We start from the raw sequence: 19296 nt of genomic DNA, 5'->3' as shown, positions 1-19296 counted from the left end.
TGATGACCACCAACCGGCTCACGCCCGAGCAGCAAGCCGCTCGAAACGCCATGGCCACCAACAACGTCCATGTGTCATTCGGACAAGGGCAGCACGGTGGCTGGGGATTCGGGATGGCGGTGCGAACCTACCGTGGCGACTACGCACCCATCGGCCAGTTCGGTTGGGATGGCGGAAGCGGCACCACGACCTACGCCGACCCGGACAACCAGCTCACAGGAATCCTGCTTACCCAGGTCGGGCTGTCAGCCCCGAATTCGGCACAACTTATCCACGATTTCTGGACGATGGTCTACCAGGCAATCGAAGATTGACACCGATCTCTCGGTTCGTCGTTTGTTAAAAATGGCCAGTGAATCTTATTGACTTTTTTGGGACAGAATCAGGATATTACGCGGAGTTCGGGGAGTACAGCACCAACAAAATGCGCATTTCGTACGGAAAGCAAATTGCAACCTAAAAAGTCGATTCCTGAACGCTAAGGAACCGACTTTTTTAGGTTGCATTTCACAATTCTTGTTTCTTTAATGCTTTTTTGATATTGTTCGATTTGGAAAAAAGTATGTCTGTGACTCGTTTTTACATATATCTTGGCTGAACTCCATCATTTTAAGAAATCAGTTATTGATTTTACTGCTTTTTTATGAGTTTTTCCCGTAATGGTTTTAAATTATCTAAATTTGTTTTTTGCTTTAGCTTGATACAGATGGAACACTCATACTAAATGTTTGCCATAATTTATGTTTGTATGAATCCCTACCTAAGAATAATAGGTAGGGCATAATAGCCAAAGGCTAAATCGAGCAAGGCACTTGCTTCTTGGCGCAGTAACAGATCCTTTGGACGGAAAATGAATGATCCGTCAGCGTTAATCGAAGTATCAGGGTCTACGATTCCTTGAGAGGCAAGTACTTGAATAGATTGGACTGCCCAGTCATCCGCGGCATCAAGTAATTTAACTTTTTTAGCTTGGTCAGGTTGAATCTGCTTCAAATTTTGAATCATGGTTGCTGCCATCTGTCGGGTAATCGGAGCTGTACGGTCATATCCAGGAATACCTATTATTAATTTCTCCTTCGCCTCTTTTGACTCGTCTGGAAAAGCACTCCACCCATGTGCACGCAACAAGGAATCAGCAAATTCTCCTTGTGTCATATTGCTCATTGGATCGAATAAATTGCCTGTTTTAGCATCCATGATGTTTAAAGCATGAAGATTATCGATATGGCTTCTATAGTTACTCTTTTGAGGGACATCCGCAAAGAACGGTCTGTTGTTAATTTTTTGTGCATCAGCCATAAAATCTAGGCTTTTAGGAGAGCTGTAGTGAAAATATGTGATGTCTCCAGCTGCATTATTTTTGAAAGCAACCTTATTGCCTTCCGAATCCTCAAATAACAACGGATGAATCATTTTGAGAACTTGTTTTCCGGATAATCCTCCTTCCATGACCAAATTGCCATTTTCATAGGTAAAGTGGGTGCGAATTGCAGCGAAACGCGTGTTTTGGAATAAGCCCAAGTATTTATGAGCGTCTTTTTCCTCTAACGGGAGATAACTTGTTTTAGTCCCATTCTTAGCAGGGAAATAGTGATCCATGAGAGCTTCATACATGTCTATACTCATCGTTGAATCATTATTGTAAGACATGAAGAATGCAGTTTTTTGTTCAGGAACTAAAATCATAAGTGATTGATGTCCCGGCATACTTCCTCCTTTTATTACAACGTGTTGCCCATTAGCCAAGTCATTGAAAGGCGTTTCGAATCCAATTGTTGCAACAGGAATCGTCTTATCATCAAAAACTTGATAGGCATGCATCATATCCATGCTCTTTTTACTTACAATTTCTTTGTCTTTAAACTTTCCTTTCTGTAGTTGCATAATCATGTATTTTGACATGTCTTCTGCAGTAGATAAAATACCCCCTTGTGGTGCATCCGTTAAACCACTCCCACTTGTTGGAATTGGATCGCCAGTGGGCCCATAATGTGTAGCCATTCTCTTGAGAAGATCAGGCGTAATGCTCATACTTGTAGATTTCATATTTAATGGTTTAAAAATATTCTTTTCCATATACTGAGAAAAAGGCGTGTTTGTAACATTTTCCACAGCAAACCCTGCGAGTGCAAATGCAACGTTGTCATACGTATAAGATTCTCCTGGCGGCCGTACCACCGTTGGCATTTGTTTAGAGAAAAACTCCTTCATCGGTATACTGTGATTAATGTATTCAGGTCCGGTTATCGTGGTGATATCAGGTAAATCTACTCCGCTGGTATAAGTAAGCATATTAAACAAGGTAAGGGGTTTTCCTGTTTTATTAGGTATTTTCAATCCACCGAGATATTGTTGTACATCCTGATCTAGTTTAAGATTTCCTTTATCAACTTGCTGCATCACAGCTAAGGCAGTAAAAGTTTTTGAGACTGAAGCAATTTGAAAAACCGTGTCCTTAGTGACGGGAATTTTCTTCTCTTTATCAGCATACCCATACCCTTTATTGACGACGACCTTTCCATCATGAACGACGACAAAACTAGAACCGTTTACATTGTACTTCTTCATTTTTTCCTCAAATAACGAATCAGCAAAAGATTCTACTTCTTTTTTATTATTGGGTGCTCTCGTCTTTTGGATATCGATCGTGGCTGCCGATGATTTTGATTTTCCAGCTTCTAATGATTGCTGGGAACAAGCAGAAATCATACTTGTAGAAGTGAGCAGAATTACAACTATCCCCAGTTTGTTAATTACTTTTTTCATTTTTGTACACTCCTTTATTAGTTTGAAATTTTTTGTTGGCACAACGAGTTAGCGGCTCGTTAGCGTATGAACAGAGTGTAGCAAGCGGCGAGTCATAGTCGATAGTGAACTTTTGTCATATTTATAAAGAACAACAAAAATTTAGTGGGATACGGCTGTATTAATAGCTATGTCATAGAAACCATGACATTTTGACACTACCGTATGTGACAGAAAAACACTTAGAATCAAAGAGCAGCTTTTAACGCATTAACAATAAATGAGGAGGAGAGATTTTCATTGTGTATGATAAAAATATAAAGAGGCGTGAAAGGGGAAACAGGTATGACCTATTTATGAAAAACAAATCAGTAACAAGAGTGTTTCAAGGAAAAAAAGTAATTTCTTGGGTTAACATACATATGGAAAAAGAGGGACTTACTTAGGACAGAATGGCGTTTGTAAAAATAATAATTATGAATATGATTACGAATTCAATTTTGACCTTTTGTCATTGGTGGAGATGGTAGCTGTGTGGTTAATACGAAACAGCAAGCAACTAACTATACAATATAAATAGAGAAGAGGAATACCTTATGAAAACGCGTAGCCAAATTACATTTGCAAGTCTTGCCCTTTTAATAGCTGGAAGTTCCCTGTTATACACAACGCCAACCTCAATTGTAAAAGCAGAGCCTACTCAAAGTGTATCTAGTTCGTTACAAACAAGTACTCAACGAGATCGTACTGCCGTCAAGCAAGCAATACGGGATACATTGCAACTTGGATTCCCGGGGATACTTGCTAAAACTTCTGAGGGTGGAAAAACGTGGGGTTATGCCGCTGGGGTAGCGGATCTTAGCACCAAGAAACCAATGAAAACAGATTTTCGCTTTCGCATTGGTAGTGTGACAAAGACGTTCATCGCGACGGTTTTACTTCAATTAGCTGGAGAGAACCGCCTGAATCTAGACGACTCCATTGAAAAATGGTTACCTGGTATCATTCAAGGAAATGGATATGATGCTAAACAGATTACTATCCGTCAGATGTTGAACCATACAAGTGGTATCGCTGAATACTCAAGATCAAAAGAAGCTGATTTTACGCATACAAAAAGATTGTATACCGCTGAAGAGCTAGTGAAGATTGGACTTTTGATGCCTCCAGACTTTGCCCCAGGAAAGGGCTGGTCTTATTCAAACACAGGATACGTATTACTAGGTATCCTTATTGAAAAAGTAACCGGAAACAGTTATGCGGAAGAGATTGAAAATAGGATTATTGAACCACTTGAATTGTCGAATACATTCCTACCTGGCAATTCAAGCGTTATTCCAGGCACCAAGCATGCCCGTGGATATGAAGGATATGACGGAGCAAGTGAGCTAAAAGACGTTACTTATTTTAATCCAAGTATAGGTAGCTCTGCTGGAGAGATGATTTCTACTGCTGGCGACTTAAACAAATTCTTTTCTTACTTGCTCAGTGGCAAATTAATGAAAGAACGGCAGCTAAAACAAATGCTTACTACAGTTCCTACAGGAAGAGCTGAAATCGGGAGATACGGTCTTGGAATCTATGAAACTAAGCTTCCAAGCGGTGTCCAGATATGGGGACATACAGGGGACATTCCAGGATTTAGTACTTTTGCTGGAGGTACACTTGGCGGTAAGCATACGTTGGCCGTCAGTTTGAACAGTATGCGTAGCGCTAATAGTCCTGATCCTTATAAAAATATTTTACTTGCTGAATTTAGCAAGTAGGTAAAAAGGATAACCGGATAAATTTTGTCATAGTTTTTATAGTTAAAAATATACCTTTCTGGTTCAAAAAAACACCTTACTCTAAAAGAATTTTTTGGGGTAAAGCAAGTTCTTAATTTGATGGACATGTGGCGGTACCCTATCGCTATCAAGTTAATAAAAAGAAATGCCCCCTAAAATGAAAAAACACGCTATTCTTTCTGTAGAATCATAGGAAAGGATGGTGTTTTTTATGTCTGTTTCTGTGTCTGACGAATTATAACTATTTGCTCAAGAGATTCAAAGTTTTTTATCTTCAAATACCTTACGGGATCCTGCTAGAGATGTTGGTTTTGTACAACGAACCAGTAAGTATCAGGCAAAAGATTCTATTTCTTTTTTATTATTAGGTCCTTTCGTCATTTGGATATTAGTCGTGGATGCCGACGGTTTTGATGTTCCTGCTTCTAACGATTGTTGGGAACACGCAAAAATCATGGTTGAAGAAGAAAGAAGAATTGCAACGATCCCCAGTTTGTTAATTGCTTGTTTCATTTTTGTACGCCCCTTTATTTGATTGGAATTTTTTTGTTAGTGCAACGAGTTAGCGGATCGTTAGCGTATGAACAGAGTGTAGCAAGCGGCGAGTCATAGTCGATAGTGAACTTTTGTCATAATTATAAAGAACAACAAAAATTGAGTGGGATACGGCTGTATTGATAGCTATGTCATAGAAACCATGACATTTTGACACTACCGTATGTGACAGAAAAATACTTAGAATCAAAAAGTAGCTATTAACGCATTAGCAATGAATGAGGAGGAGAGATTTTAATGACAAAAGCATCAGCTCAAAAAACTTTGCAAGATTTCTATTTCTTGTTATTTACCTTTGTATCCGGATTCTTTTACTTTTGTTTCTATCTGGTCAGCATTACATTTGCATTAGTAATGACGATTATCTTTTTGGGTATTCCCTTGTTGGTTTGGGTGCTACAAACAACTCACACGTTTGTTCAATATGAACGCATTCAGACGAAGGTTTATACGGATATATCGATAGAGTTATTCGAATCAAGGAAAAAAGAGGAGGGAGATAAATGGATTAAAGCGAGAGATACAATCCTTAATAATAGCAACTGGAGGGCTATTTTTTGGCTCATGCAGAAATTTTTTATCGGAATAATGAGTCTTATATGTGCTATCTTACTGTATGTAACGCCGCTAGTATTTATCGTTACACCCTTACTTTTTAGATATTTTAATATATACTTATTGGGAATTGCTATGAATTCATGGACGAAAGCTTTTTTTGTCATGATTATTGGATGCATTCTCATCTGGATACGTATATGTATTGGAAACTGTTTAGTTCGAATAATTGGAATCTATACACGTACAATGTTTAAAGCTATAAGGGAGTGATAATTTGTTTAAGACTTTGAAAATATGGTTCTGGTATGATTGGGCCTTACTTTGTATACGTTTTATTATTTGGCTATCATTGATATCAATGACTATCCAACAACAAGATCATTTGACAGTACCACTTTGGATCATAATTCTTTGGGAAGTCGTTTCATTTTCAGTACCTTGGATTTGTTTAATGTTCAGTTATCGCTATTATTTGTTTACTGAAATAATATTATTTGGCGGAGTGTGTTTCTATTTAACTTTATTATTTCCGTCAGCGTATCTTGCTTTTTTAATGCCAACTTTTATGATTGCGGCAAATAGCGCTCATAAATCTTACCGCTGGTCGGGTCCTATCACAATTATTTTGTTCCCGTTGCTCATTGCGATATTTTCCAAAGTAACAGATTTATGGGTAATCATCCTACAAATTGGTTTAGCCTTTGCTATGGGTTCTTTTTTTCGTTTACTGGTTATTAATTACCGTCAAAGTGAAACTATTCGGAAACAGAAACATGTATTGGAACAATACATATCCCAAGTCGAGCGAATAACATTACTTGAGGAACGTGATAGGCTCTCAAAAGACTTACACGATACGATGGGGCATTCCTATACCTCAATTATGATGGGGATGGAAACATTACGTACGGAATTAAAGTCTAAAGAAGGCGAGCAACAGCTCGATTCATTATTACAATTAGCCCGTAACAGCATGGAAGAAGTAAGACTGTATTTGCATCAAATGGATTTATCACAAGAATCGCTTCCCTTAGCTGTCACATTACAACAATTGACAGAGGAATTTAAGAAACATGCAAAAGTAAATGTACGTACTCGAATAATAGGGGAAGAGTGTATGGTCTCCAAGCAATCAAAAATGACACTATATCGAAGCTTGCAGGAATCACTAACAAATGCTGTTCGCCATGGGCATTCTACAGAAATTATTGTGTCACTTCACTTTGAACCACAACAAATAAGATTGGATGTACAGGATAATGGCTGTGGGGTAGAGGAGTGGAAGGATGGCTTTGGATTAACTGCAATGAAGGAGCGTGTGAGTCAGTCACAAGGAAGAGTTGTTGTTTACTCCCAAAAAGGGGAAGGGACGTTAATTTCATGTGTATTACCGAAACAAGTACAACCGTCTAATGAACAAATCCGCCTGTGTATTGTCGATGATCATTCTTTTATTCGAGAAAGTCTTCATACAATTTTGGATGTACAGGAGGATTTACAAGTAGTGGGAATGGCTGAAGATGGAGAACGGGCTGTGGAATTGTGTGAAAGACTAAAACCAGATGTTGTATTAATGGATTTAGAGATGCCCAATCTGGATGGAATTCATGCGACTAAAATGATTAAGGAAAAATGGCCGCACATTCGTGTACTCATTCTGTCTACCTTTCAGGATACAGAAAAGGCAAAGGAAATCATACGAAATGGTGCAGATGGATATTTGTTGAAATCCATAGATTCGCGTGAATTAACTGAATCAATTCGTTTAGTCTATCGGGGAGGCGCGATGATTAACCATGACTTGTTTAATAGAATGTGGGAAGAAAATGAAGAAACAGAATCATTTCAATCAAAATCAGATTGCAAAGAGTTTGGTTTAACGAAACGCGAACTAGAGGTTCTGAAACTATTATCACAAGGCAGCCGTTATAAAACAATAGCTTCGAAGCTATACTTGTCAAACGGAACAGTAAGAAACTACGCCTCTAATCTCTATGAGAAGCTAGGAGTCAAAAATCGAGATGAAGCCGTGCAAAAGGCAAAAGATACAGGATTACTTTTATAATTCACAAAACATAATGATCACAAATAAAAAAGTTCTTTAACAAATTATCAAGACATAAATTTAGAAAAACAAAAGAACATAAGCTGTTTGACATATTATACATTACTAATACGTCAAACAGCCTTTTTATTATGATTTGTTCTTTAACTAAAGCCCGTATGAGTGAAATAATCTAATCTACGCTTTTGAACTTCGATACCACGCTACTGCTTTTCGTTCAATCTCCAATACTAGCTGTTCCTTTCCTTTAATGTTCATGTGGCGGATTCGCATTACTGGTTGTGCCCTTTATCTTATTAATCATAGTTGGAGCTAGCTGCAGCGAATTTAGTTGCTAAAAAGGGCACTCATAAGAGTGTCTTTTTTATACTTCTTAATTTTTGTATATTTTGGAATTACTGGACGTTTACGGAGAGATTTTATTCGTGCACAAATAATTTTAAGAGTGTGCCAGGAAATCTTTGATTTATCAAGAAAAATTAAATTTAAAATGCATTATATACAGAAGCCACCTGAGGAGAGGAATGTTAGATTACAAAACGTACCATATATTGACACTCCCACAACAGACCATATAGGTTCGTGGGCTACGGTACTGTGACCATACCGTACAGATTGTTGGTTCTCAAATGTTTTTACGTCTTTTGCATGACGACTTAATACATTTTACGGAGTAGAAGAATTTGCTCCCCCAACCTCATGTGTATTCTGTTTTCAGAGAACAGTCGTTTTAGAGTCTTTTACATGACTAGGAATAAAGAATACCATGTTTTGCTATGCAAAAACGATACTTGCATCCCACGTCTAAAGACGGACTAAAGTCCTGCGTGGGCTTTCCCTTATTGTAAATTCTGTAATGAGCAACAAAAGATTTCTGCTACGGTAAACACTTTAGAAGATTATCGAGTTAAGGACATATCTAAAAACTAAATTTATTGTTAGTGAGCAGTTAGCTTTTGCTAGCTGCTTTTTTGTATATATTGTAATCGATTGTTCATTTTACTGCTTTTTTGATGTTTCATATACAGATTATATAGACTTACAAAGCTCTGTAAGTCTTTTGTAATATTTACGAGAGACTTTTTTAACAGTTATGAGAGAGAAATGAAAGATTTGTTATATATGATGAAATTAATCTTACTAGTAGGTGTTCTAACTCACTTAGAAATCAAGGAGGAAAAATAACAATGAAAAAATTAAAGCCAGCACTTAGTGTATTAGGTAGTGTATCGATGGCACTGACTTTAGCATCTCCTGCTTTAGCAGATGTAAAACAGCCGAATCCAGGAAGTACAGTTGAAATATTCAAAGAGAATGCAAATGCAAAAAAAGAAGATAAGAATTTTACGCTCGGATCTGATGGGGAAATAGGTTCGCTTATTACACAAAACATTGAAATGGCAAACAACGATTGGGACAAAGATGGTATTTCTAACGACTTAGAGATTAATGGATATAAAATTGAATTCAATTCACAAACTGGGAAAAATGAAGCGAAAGCATGGGATCCCGAGAAGGATAAAGGGAAACCAAAATTTATATCGAATCCTATGAATGCAAATACAGATGGTGATCCTTTTACTGATATGTATGAGGTAGAGAATTATAACAATGATTCTGATACTAATTTCAATCCGATAGTTGCCAATATGCCAAATTTACAAATTGGTGTCAAACGAATTGAAGTAATTCCTATTGCAACCATTACGGATAATAATGGCGGATCAGTTAGCAGAGGATGGGAAAAAAGCGTATCTACACAACATTCATTTAATGTGGGTCTAAGTGGTTCAGGTGGTGTAGAAGGCTCAGCAGCCGGTCCTGTTCCTTCTGGAAGTGTTTCAGCAAACGTGGGATACGGATATTCAAAAACAACTACTGAAACGGAGAGTTATACAAATAATTTTGATTGGTCTACCGCAACAACTGTGGATACAGCGAACGCAGCAAAAGTACGGGTACATCTGGAATATAAGAATGTAGGCACAGCATCCGCTGAAAATGTTTCGCCTCATTTTAATATTCGTTTAGGAAACAAAATTATTAATACTGTAAAGGCAACACAAGATCGATATAAGGCAAACTATTTAAGTACAGAAAAAGGTGGAAGGAATAAAACAGAAGTAGTAATTGACAGTTTAGAGGGACAAGCAGATGCGAATATTGTCTTATCATTGGATGAATTGAAAGCTGTTGAACAAGGGGAAATTCTTTCGATTGAAGTTTTACCTACAAGTACAATGGATTTATCCATCGAAAAAGGTGAAGAAGTTATGCATTTGGGGGATTCAGGGAGATATGAATCTAGAGTAAATGCAGCTACAGAACAATTAGAAACAGATATGGGGAATATACCAAAGTTTAGGGTGTATACTCCTAAAGACAAATCCCTTGCTGATAAGCCGGTTTTATCCTATAACGAAGTTTTTCAACATATTAATATAGATACGAATAAAGTAAAGCATATTGTAAACAAGGCAAAAAGTAATAATCAAGTATCAGTGGTTTCAGATAATACTGGAACTGATGCATTGAACGTTTTAAAAGCGGGGCAGGGGGATCGCGGTTATTTACATAAAGACTCTGTACACGGTGCTTTTGCAAAACTACAGCAACCAACATTAGTAGAGGGTAGTTATGATCCTGTTACACAAAAGATTCGGGCCTCAATCTTACCTGGTTTATTTGGTGTGAGCAAAGAAATTCCTACTACTTATAGCAAGAAATGGAATGCTCCTTCACAAACAGTAACACTATTTAAACGTGAGAATGGATATACATATGAATCTAGAGAAAATATACACCCTATTAAATCTGAAATTGCAGCGCACAGAAAAGTTACATTTGAAATTAATGACGCACACAATCTAACGCCTACACAAAAGATTGATGCAGAGATTAAAGCTAATAAAGAATTCGAAGATTATGTAGTAGATAATTCAGGTGAATTTGTTACAGAAGGAGTTCCTTATACTGTAGCTTCATATGGAAATACAACTTATTGGGGAAGTCATCACGCCGGGAATAAATGGGAGTATCTTTGGGCTGAGAAATCTAGCGATGAAAAAGTGAATGTAATTATTGAAAGAGTAGGTCAACCTAAGCCTGGAAAACCAATTAAAAAGGATGAAGAGGTATTAATTAAATTCCAAAGTCCTATTTATTCAGATTATGCATATTTAAAACTTCAAGATAGTTATATCCATTTAGATCAAAAACAGAACGCAAGTACTTTTAAATTTAATCATGCATATCCAAAGAACTTTACTGGACACCATAAGCAATGGAACATACTATCTAATGGTAACAAGTTAAAGGTGGGATATTTAATCGATTATATGAAGTATGGTAATGGAGAGAATGGAACTGATACTATAGCATGGAACCTATCAAGAGCTCAGTAATAGGTAACAGTTCTGTTGCTAAGTTTGAAAAAAGAACCGGTAATGAACTGAATCCGAAAAGTTAGATACAAAAATTTAGGCTACTAATAGGGAATGAGTTCGATATTGAATCGGACTCATTCCTTTTAATTTATATGATTTAGATACTACTATTTTAAATGCTTATCTAGTCATATAACTAATCAAATGTTAAGATTACTATCTGAATTACATAAACATTATTCTGAATTTTCGTTCGTTTAGAGGCCGAAATCTGGAATTCTGATTTATTGATGCGATCAGTTTTTACATCTTTACCTATAAAGGTATATTTATAGAATTACAGAAAAAAAGAGAGGATAGTATATGAAGAAAAGAATTTTAATCGTAGAAGATGAAGCAAATATTCGAGAAGTATGCAAACGGTATTTAGAAAGAGAAGAATATGAAGTATATACCGCTGTAAATGGCAAAGAAGGTTGGGATTTATTTCTTACGCATCAACCAGATTTAATTATATTAGATTTGATGATGCCGAAAAAAGATGGATGGGAATTATGCGAGGAAATTCGTCAACAATCAAATGTCCCTATTATTATGTTAACTGCTAAGGGAGAGGAAAGGGATCGAATTTTAGGCTTAACAATGGGGGCAGATGATTATTTAACAAAGCCATTTTCTCCTCGTGAATTAGTATTAAGGATTCAAATTATACTCAGAAGAGGAAATCAGGTACCGATACAAGCAAAAGAATCTCTATTGGAAGTGATAGAATTTCCAGATTTAAAAATATATCCAAAGACAAGATATGTACTTGTTTGTGATAAGGAAGTGGAGTTAACGGTGAAAGAGTTTGAGGTACTTTATCTCATGGCAAAGCATCCAAAACAAGTATTTTCTCGCTCGCAGCTTCTTGAACTAATTTGGGATTTTGGGCATGAAGGGGCATCAAATACAGTTACCGTGCTAGTGAGTCGTTTACGTGAAAAGCTCGAGAAGCATACAATAAAGAATCGCTGGATTCATACGGTTTGGGGTATAGGATATCGCTTTGAGCCAAATGGAGGAAATGAAGCATGAGATTACGTATTCAATTGTTACTCATGAATTTATTAAGTACCAGTATTATGGTAATTGCTATATGGTATAGTGAGACGAAAATGTTACTTGAACCGGAACAAACGCGTTTATTAACAGTAATTGCATTTGTGGCATTTATTATTTCAACGTTTATTTATTGGTTAATGACACGTCCTATCATGAGATCAATACAAAATTTAATTAAATTGACGAAACAATTTAGTGATAGACACTTTGAAACGATGTATATAATTGGGCAAGAACCACGGGAGTTTAAAGAATTAGCAACTGCCTTTCAACAGATGGCAAAAAAATTAGAAGAAGGGTTTACTAAATTAGAGGAACAGGAAAAATCCCGTAAGGAGCTAATTACCAATATCTCACACGATTTACGAACTCCTATGGCTAGCATGCAATTGATGATAGAAGCATTACAAGATAACCTGATTGAAGATCCTGAAATGAGAAAGCAATACTTAGCGACGATATTAAAAGAAATAGAAAGATTAAGTGGATTAATTAACGACTTATTTGATCTTTCAAAGTTAGAGTTTGAGCAAGTAGATTTTCACCCAAGTTTCACACATTTAGATAAAGTCCTATTAGATGTATTAGAGTCACATTCTGTCTTATTAGGAGACAAACAAATCCATGTGCAATTGGATGTTCCAGATACATTACCTCGACTTTTGATTATGCCTTGTAAAATAGAAAGGGTCATAGGTAATTTATTACATAATGCAATTCGATATTCTCCTGTCTCTGGAACAATTGAATTGACTGTAGAGGAAAATAAAAAAACTCAACAGGTCCAATTCACTTTGCGAGATGAAGGGATGGGAATTTCTCCAAATGATCAATTACGCGTATTTGAACGTTTTTTTAGAACAGATAGATCAAGAAGTTCGCAATCTGGAGGATCCGGTCTTGGATTAGCTATTGCAAAATCATTGATTGAAATGCACAAAGGGGAAATTGGTGTGAGGAATCGTGCAGATGGTAAGCAGGGAAGTGAATTTTGGTTTACTCTTCCCATCATATCAGAAAAAAATAAGACGGCTGAAAGACTTTTGTAACATTTACGTTAGAAAAATGAAAGACCTTCTTGTTAACATACTACTACAAAGTATGTTACAGGAGGTTTTTTACTTTATGAAAAGAAAATATGTTTGGTTTATAGGTGGTTTGATAATTGTATTGGGGATTTTATGGTCATTGTTCAGGCCAGAGAAATTATTTATTGATAAGCACGTCAATGAAGCATTGCCACAAACAGAGGTACAATCAACTGAAGTAAAGAAACAAAGTGATCGAGTAATAAGTGAAGGGCAGTTTCAAAACGGTGTCCATGAAACAACTGGAACGGCAAAAATTTATCAATTAGCAGATGGAAAACGTGTTTTACGACTTTCTGATTTTGCAACATCTAATGGGCCAGATGTACGAGTTGTATTAGTTCCTACAAATCGTTTGAAAAATAATGAAGACGTGAAAAACTATCAGTATATTGAATTAGGAAAATTAAAGGGAAATAAAGGAGACCAAAACTACGAAATTCCTGAAGGGATAGATGTAAGTGTATATGGTTCGGTTTCTGTTTGGTGTAAGAGATTTAATGAAAACTTTGGTGCGGTTTATTTTAATAATTAATCAAAGGAAAGATTCATATGGAATATGGTGGTAGTTGCGGCGGAGGTTGTGGATTTGGTGGCGGATTTGCCTTACTGGTTGTGATCTTTAAATTATTAATTATAGTTGGAGCTAGCTGCAGCAGATTTAGTTGCTAAAAAGGGCACTCATAGGAGTGTCTTTTTTACATTTCTCAATTTTTGTATATTTTGGAGTGACTGGACGTTTACGGAGAGATTATATTCGTGCACAAATAATGTTATGAGTATGCCAGGAAATCTTTGATTTATCAAGAAAAATTAAATTTAAAATGAATTGTTTATAGAGGCCACTTGAGGGGAGGAATGTTAAATTACAAAACGTGTCATATAGTAAGGGAGAGGTTTTAGTAAAAGTTGAATGATACGATGGTCACTATATTTTTAAGTAGGAAGGAAAGAGCATGAAATTTCTATCTCGTTTTGGCCGACATTTCCACCGTTTACAGTGGAAACTGACTTTATTTTATGTATTAACAACCATTGGCGTACTATTGACGCTTGAAGTGATGGGATTTCTTATATCACTTAGTCTAGTGAAATATAATGCGGACCGAATGTTTGAACAACAGATAAGTATACAAGCCCAAAATATACCTTCTAACTTTAACGGACCATTTATTAATCAAAGTCAACTGAAGAAAGCGTTAGATGATTGGCCTATTGAAGTAGGAACTGAATTCGATGGATTTTCTGCGGTCATTGATTCTAATCGGAATTTACTTGCAAGTGCTGGAGAGGATGTACCGCAGTTTATTGATTATAAAGCAGAATTTCCTGCGAAAGTTTCTCGGTATATATATACAGCGTTGTCACTGAAACCATCTGAAGCGCGTAAATTTAAAATATATAGTTACTATAAGGATGAGATTTTATATATTGTTGCTCCATTAGCAAATGAGAAGGATGTTCGTGGGGTATTAGTGGTTAAAGCAGAAAACATACATTTTTCTCTCAGTAATTTTTGGGAGGCTACTTTTCAGTTTTTTGGATTTAGTATGTTGGCTTTCCTTATAGGTGCAGCAATTGTTGGTATTACTTTTGGAATTATTACGTCTCGAAGTCTCGTTCGTCGTATCCGAAAAATATTATATTCCACAGATCAATGGAGTCATGGAGACTTCACAACATTTGTGCAAGATTCTTCGAAGGATGAATTGGGGCAGTTGGCACGTAAGCTGAATCAGATGGCGAAACAACTACGTACTTTGTTTAAAGTCCGTCAAGATTTAGCAACACTAGAGGAACGCAATCGATTAGCTCGTGAGCTACACGATAGTATTAAGCAGCAACTATTTGCTACCTCGATCTGGCTGAACACTAGCAAATCCCTTATCGGAAAAGACGAAGACAAAGCTAAAGAGCATTTGTTAAAAGCAGAGAATGTGTTACATCAAACCCAGCATGAGTTAAGTGCATTGATTCAGGAATTACGTCCTGTTGCACTTGAGGGGAAGGATTTAGTATTTGCATTAAAGGATTATGCGGCGAGGTGGCAAGAACAAACTAGTATCATAGTTAATTTGGAGATAAGTGGACAGCGACAAGTATCCCCCATTATTGAGGAGACGTTCTTTCGCATCACACAGGAGGCACTGAATAATGTTGCACGCCACAGTCAGGCAAATAGGGTAATGATTCATCTAGATTGTGAAGAAGTTGTAACTCTCTCTATTCATGATAATGGTTGCGGGTTTGATATTCAAAGACTGGATCGACAAGGAATAGGTTTGTCATCTATGCGTGAACGGATTCATACGTTAAAGGGGTATATTGATATCCAAAGTGAGATGGAGAAAGGTGTGAAAATTACTGTTCAGTGTAAGCAATCAGACACTCAAGAAGGTAACAAGCCGAATGTCAATTTTAATTCAGAAGAGGTGATAGATAATGGGGAAGGAAGATCTGATTTCGATTTTAATTGTTGATGATCATGCGATTGTAAGACAAGGATTGAATGCTCTATTCACAATTCAACCTGATTTTCATGTAATTGGAGAAGCAGAAGATGGTGAAAAGGCTACAGCTCTAGCTACTGAACTTGTGCCAGATATCGTACTAATGGATTTAGTGATGCCAGGTATCAATGGTGTAGAGGCGATTCGAAGAGTTAAGCAAGTTAGTCCTCGTTCTCAAGTGATTGTGTTGACTTCGTATCATGAGGATGAATACATTTTTCCAGCATTACGTGCAGGTGCAATATCATATGTACTTAAAGACATTGAGCCTAATCAATTGGTTGAAACTGTAAGGAGAGGCGTACAGGGCGAATCCATTATGCATCCAAGGGTTGCTGCACGGGTTGTTAATGAGATTCGTGCTACGAGACAGGCATCTCCCAATCCGTTTTCTGAGCTAAGTGAACGAGAATTAGAAGTATTAAGGTTGATTGCTAGAGGGCTTACGAATGCTGAAATTGCTGAAGGGCTTTTCATTAGTGAAAAGACAGTTAAAGGCCATGTTAGTAACATTCTAAGTAAGCTGCATATGCTTGATCGTACGAAAGCAGCTGTTTTTGCTTGGGAACAAGGGTTTATGCGTCCGGATCAGGAAAAAAATTATTAATATAGATTAGAAGATTTTTTATGCCAATTCCATTCTGCGGAATTGGTATTTTTATTTTTCAATATTTCCAGGTTGTTACCTTACAAATGCAATTATAGAATTTTTTCACTAAACGGACCTCTAGAACTGTTAATAAACAGTTCTGTGGATTCGTTTCAAATTAGCTTTCTTATCATAATATGAACTTATTCATCAATATACACTGGGGAGTTGAAGGATATGGTTTTTAAGTTAAATCATATACGACGGTCGAAAGATCAATATTCACAAGGTACATTGAAAGACAGGGCGAAAAAGTGGAATTTTTTTCTATCAAACTGGTATCGTTGGATACCCTATATAACTGCAGTTTGGTCCATTTCTTACGGATTTCTGGGAGCTTATTGGGCTTTAGGGGGCGCAGGATTCCCTTTTGGTGAGAATGATTCCAGAGGGTTTATAATGGGATCATTTTTAGCAAACATACAATCAGAAATGGGAGGAGTAACAATTGCTTGCATCGGGTGGCTTGGATCAATCATTGCATTGGCTACAATCCGAATATGGGGAGAAATAATTCCGCGTGCAATCCTGCTCATTTTCGCATGGATAATGTCTATCACCTTAGTATTTGTGATTCCCGATGTACGGGTATTACAGAATTTCGCCTATTCATTCATGCTACATTTTCAACTCATCGATTGGCCTGTCATAAATCAACTTTTATGTATGGCAGGAGGATTTTTATGGGGAGCCACAGCATTGGCTTATCAGCGGCGGAGCCGAGGAGCATGTGTGGTTTGTGGGCGAAAAAAAGATACTCAAGATATATCAATTGTTAGAAATAAAATTGGGAAATATGCGACGTATATTGCTATTGTTATGGCACTTCCGTATGCGATTGTCCGTTTAGCGTGGGCTGCAGGGCTTCCATTGGGGATGAGTAATAAAGCAGCAATGACAATTAGTAACCAGTCACTTACAGAACGTATGATAGAGGCTGTTCTAGGAGGATTACCTATATGCGGTGCTATTCTGACATTGGGACTTATCCAAAAATGGGGAGAAAACTTTCCTCATTGGCTCTATTATTTGGGTGGAAAACGTGTTCCTATCTGGTTCGCGGTGATACCAGCAACATGTGCATCTGTTCTCCTCATTCTTGCAGGATTAAAAATAAGTCCGTTTATCGTTTCAAAAATATTGGACGGTTCCATCGATACTGGAAATTGGGGAGAATTAGGGCCTTCACTATTTTGGCTACCATGGGGAATAGCATTAGGGCTAGCGACCATGTCTTACTGTCAAAGGAGGCGGGGGCAGTGTAAATATTGTAGAAGGTTCTAGCATTATCACTTTCTAAAAAAGGAGTTGTTCTTTCGCGATGTCAAATACTGAGAAGAAAAGCGAAAACGGAATTCATATTTTTAGATGGTTATCATTATGGCCCAAATGGATTGGTTATACGGCGGTTGTTTGGTCGTTGATGTATTTGATATTAGGTCAGTATTGGGCATTGGGAGGAAAGGGGTTTCCATTTGGAATAGGGGATCCACAACCTGAATACTCAATGCTAGCTGGTTTGAGGCCTGAGACTGGTGCACCTATAATGGTTGGCTTTAGCTTAATGGGGGTCATTGTAGCTGGCATGATGATTCGTGGCTGGGGCAAGGGCCTGTTACGAATAGTATTACTCATATTTGTGTATATGTTAGTAGCGATTCTATTATTTGCAGTTATTGACTACCGTGTTTTGGCGTCTGCAGCATATGGATTTATCTTTTTGATTGGAGCGCCATTTGATTTTCCGCATGGAGTTAAATTTTTTGAACAGATGATGTATTGGACGATTATAAATCAGTATATAAGTATGCTAGGAGCTTTTCTATGGAGTGCGACTGCCTTAGTCTATCAACGTCAAACACGAAATGCTTGTTCGTATTGTGGCCGAAATAGTAATCACTCAATATGGACATCAAAATCCTCAGCAACATCTTGGGGGAAATGGTGCACATACGTTGCCATAATAATTCCTATCTGTTATTCCATAACAAGATGGTGTTGGGCTCTAGGCATTCCACTGGGAACTACCAAAGAATTACTTGATTCTTTTGAGCGTGATTCACCTGGAATTTGGTTAATGGGCGCGTCCTTAGCTACCGTAGCTCTCGGAGGAGCAATTCTTACGCTGGGACTTATTCAGCCCTGGGGAGAAATTTTCCCGCGTTGGTTTCCGTTTATTGCTGGTAGGCGTGTACCTCTTTCATTAGCGATTATTCCTGCTTCACTGGTTTCTATAATGGTTACTTCAGCTGGTTTGATGTACATCCGGGGGTTTATCAATAAAGGGGGCCTAGATCATAGGGGATGGGCATTGGAAGGTCCAGAGTTATTATGGCCCATTTGGGGAGTGGCTCTGTTTGGCGCTACGATTGCTTACTATTATCGGAGGCGTGGTATGTGTAAATATTGCAAACAGGTTATAAAGTGAAAATTTATTTAGTGCGGAAGCGTACTGCCCGCGAATAGCAGGATAAATAATGTGTTACAGGAAAACAAAACTCTTTTATAACTTAATTTTGAAGGAACAGATACTCTTTTCTTTTTATCGGCTCGTGAAGAAGTATGAAAATCAGAATTTATAATATAAAAGTCAGCTTAAAGCAATTGCAATAAGTACTTTGAATTGTAATCTTAAGTAAATAAAAAAAGAGAAGAACTCACCAATGTCCTTCTCTCTTTTTATATGTAATTAGGGTTTCCATAACTACAGATATGAATAGAGTAAATTAATGGATGAATAATTTACTCTTAAAATTATAACAGACCCAATAAAGATTTTTATATGTAATATTGCATAAGGAGGGTTAATCGTTAAACTACAATAATTTATGTCATTGAACTACCCCCGT

At 37.1% G+C, this 19296-nt stretch carries 15 protein-coding genes and 1 pseudogene; 14 read left to right on the top strand and 2 right to left on the bottom strand.

Going from position 1 to position 19296, the window contains the following annotated elements; translation table 11 throughout:
- A partial coding sequence (locus tag BAU23_RS15815; RefSeq protein WP_165615096.1) for a serine hydrolase occupies positions 1–314 on the top strand: 314 nt, incomplete at its 5' end.
- Between the two features lie 442 nt (positions 315–756).
- Here BAU23_RS15815 and BAU23_RS15810 read toward each other — a convergent pair.
- A complete protein-coding gene (locus BAU23_RS15810; RefSeq protein WP_071734817.1) occupies positions 757–2766 on the bottom strand; it encodes a serine hydrolase domain-containing protein in 2010 nt (669 codons plus the stop codon).
- A 575-nt stretch (positions 2767–3341) separates the two neighbouring features.
- Here BAU23_RS15810 and BAU23_RS15805 point away from each other — a divergent pair.
- Complete coding sequence (locus tag BAU23_RS15805) at positions 3342–4511, top strand: serine hydrolase domain-containing protein (protein WP_071734816.1); 1170 nt, start codon at positions 3342–3344, stop codon at positions 4509–4511.
- Between the two features lie 354 nt (positions 4512–4865).
- Here BAU23_RS15805 and BAU23_RS30225 read toward each other — a convergent pair whose 3' ends face one another.
- Positions 4866–5045, bottom strand: coding sequence for a hypothetical protein (locus BAU23_RS30225; protein WP_165615094.1), 180 nt, complete (start codon positions 5043–5045; stop codon positions 4866–4868).
- Between the two features lie 279 nt (positions 5046–5324).
- Between BAU23_RS30225 and BAU23_RS15795 the strand changes: the two genes are divergently transcribed.
- The 12 genes and pseudogenes from BAU23_RS15795 (at position 5325) to BAU23_RS15730 (ending at position 18875) form a co-directional block, all read left to right on the top strand.
- Positions 5325–5915, top strand: coding sequence for a sensor domain-containing protein (locus BAU23_RS15795; RefSeq protein ID WP_071734815.1), 591 nt, complete (start codon positions 5325–5327; stop codon positions 5913–5915).
- A 4-nt stretch (positions 5916–5919) separates the two neighbouring features.
- Positions 5920–7710, top strand: a complete 1791-nt coding sequence (locus BAU23_RS15790) for a helix-turn-helix transcriptional regulator (RefSeq protein ID WP_071734814.1) — start codon at positions 5920–5922, stop codon at positions 7708–7710.
- A 251-nt stretch (positions 7711–7961) separates the two neighbouring features.
- Positions 7962–8048, top strand: a pseudogene (locus BAU23_RS15785) (YjcZ family sporulation protein); the annotation flags it as partial.
- 849 nt (positions 8049–8897) lie between these two features.
- Complete coding sequence (locus tag BAU23_RS15775) at positions 8898–11114, top strand: binary toxin-like calcium binding domain-containing protein (protein WP_071734812.1); 2217 nt, start codon at positions 8898–8900, stop codon at positions 11112–11114.
- Positions 11115–11459: 345 nt separating this feature from the next.
- Entirely contained in the window at positions 11460–12173 is a 714-nt protein-coding gene (locus tag BAU23_RS15770) for a response regulator transcription factor (RefSeq protein WP_071734811.1), read from the top strand.
- Positions 12170–13249, top strand: coding sequence for a sensor histidine kinase (locus tag BAU23_RS15765; protein ID WP_071734810.1), 1080 nt, complete (start codon positions 12170–12172; stop codon positions 13247–13249). Before BAU23_RS15770 ends, BAU23_RS15765 begins: the two co-directional genes overlap by 4 nt.
- Before the next feature lie 76 nt (positions 13250–13325).
- The gene (locus BAU23_RS15760) at positions 13326–13823 is read left to right on the top strand and encodes a DM13 domain-containing protein (protein ID WP_044740488.1); all 498 of its coding nucleotides are present in this window, start codon (positions 13326–13328) and stop codon (positions 13821–13823) included.
- Positions 13824–13840: 17 nt separating this feature from the next.
- Entirely contained in the window at positions 13841–13960 is a 120-nt protein-coding gene (locus tag BAU23_RS15755; RefSeq protein WP_071734809.1) for a YjcZ family sporulation protein, read from the top strand.
- A 284-nt stretch (positions 13961–14244) separates the two neighbouring features.
- Complete coding sequence (locus BAU23_RS15750) at positions 14245–15768, top strand: sensor histidine kinase (protein WP_071734808.1); 1524 nt, start codon at positions 14245–14247, stop codon at positions 15766–15768.
- Positions 15731–16405, top strand: coding sequence for a response regulator (locus BAU23_RS15745; protein WP_071734807.1), 675 nt, complete (start codon positions 15731–15733; stop codon positions 16403–16405). The genes BAU23_RS15750 and BAU23_RS15745 overlap by 38 nt, the downstream gene beginning before the upstream one ends.
- Before the next feature lie 219 nt (positions 16406–16624).
- Positions 16625–17731, top strand: coding sequence for a hypothetical protein (locus tag BAU23_RS30220; protein ID WP_165615095.1), 1107 nt, complete (start codon positions 16625–16627; stop codon positions 17729–17731).
- A gap of 37 nt (positions 17732–17768) precedes the next feature.
- On the top strand, positions 17769–18875 hold the full coding sequence (locus BAU23_RS15730; RefSeq protein ID WP_071734805.1) for a hypothetical protein: 1107 nt from the start codon (positions 17769–17771) through the stop codon (positions 18873–18875).
- The last annotated feature ends 421 nt before the right edge of the window (positions 18876–19296 follow it).

This window comes from Bacillus nitratireducens, assembly GCF_001884135.1.
In the GTDB taxonomy this organism is placed as follows: Bacteria; Bacillota; Bacilli; order Bacillales; family Bacillaceae_G; genus Bacillus_A; species Bacillus_A nitratireducens.
The sequence above is the reverse complement of the archived record's forward strand: the minus strand, read 5'-3'. Positions and strand labels throughout refer to the sequence as shown.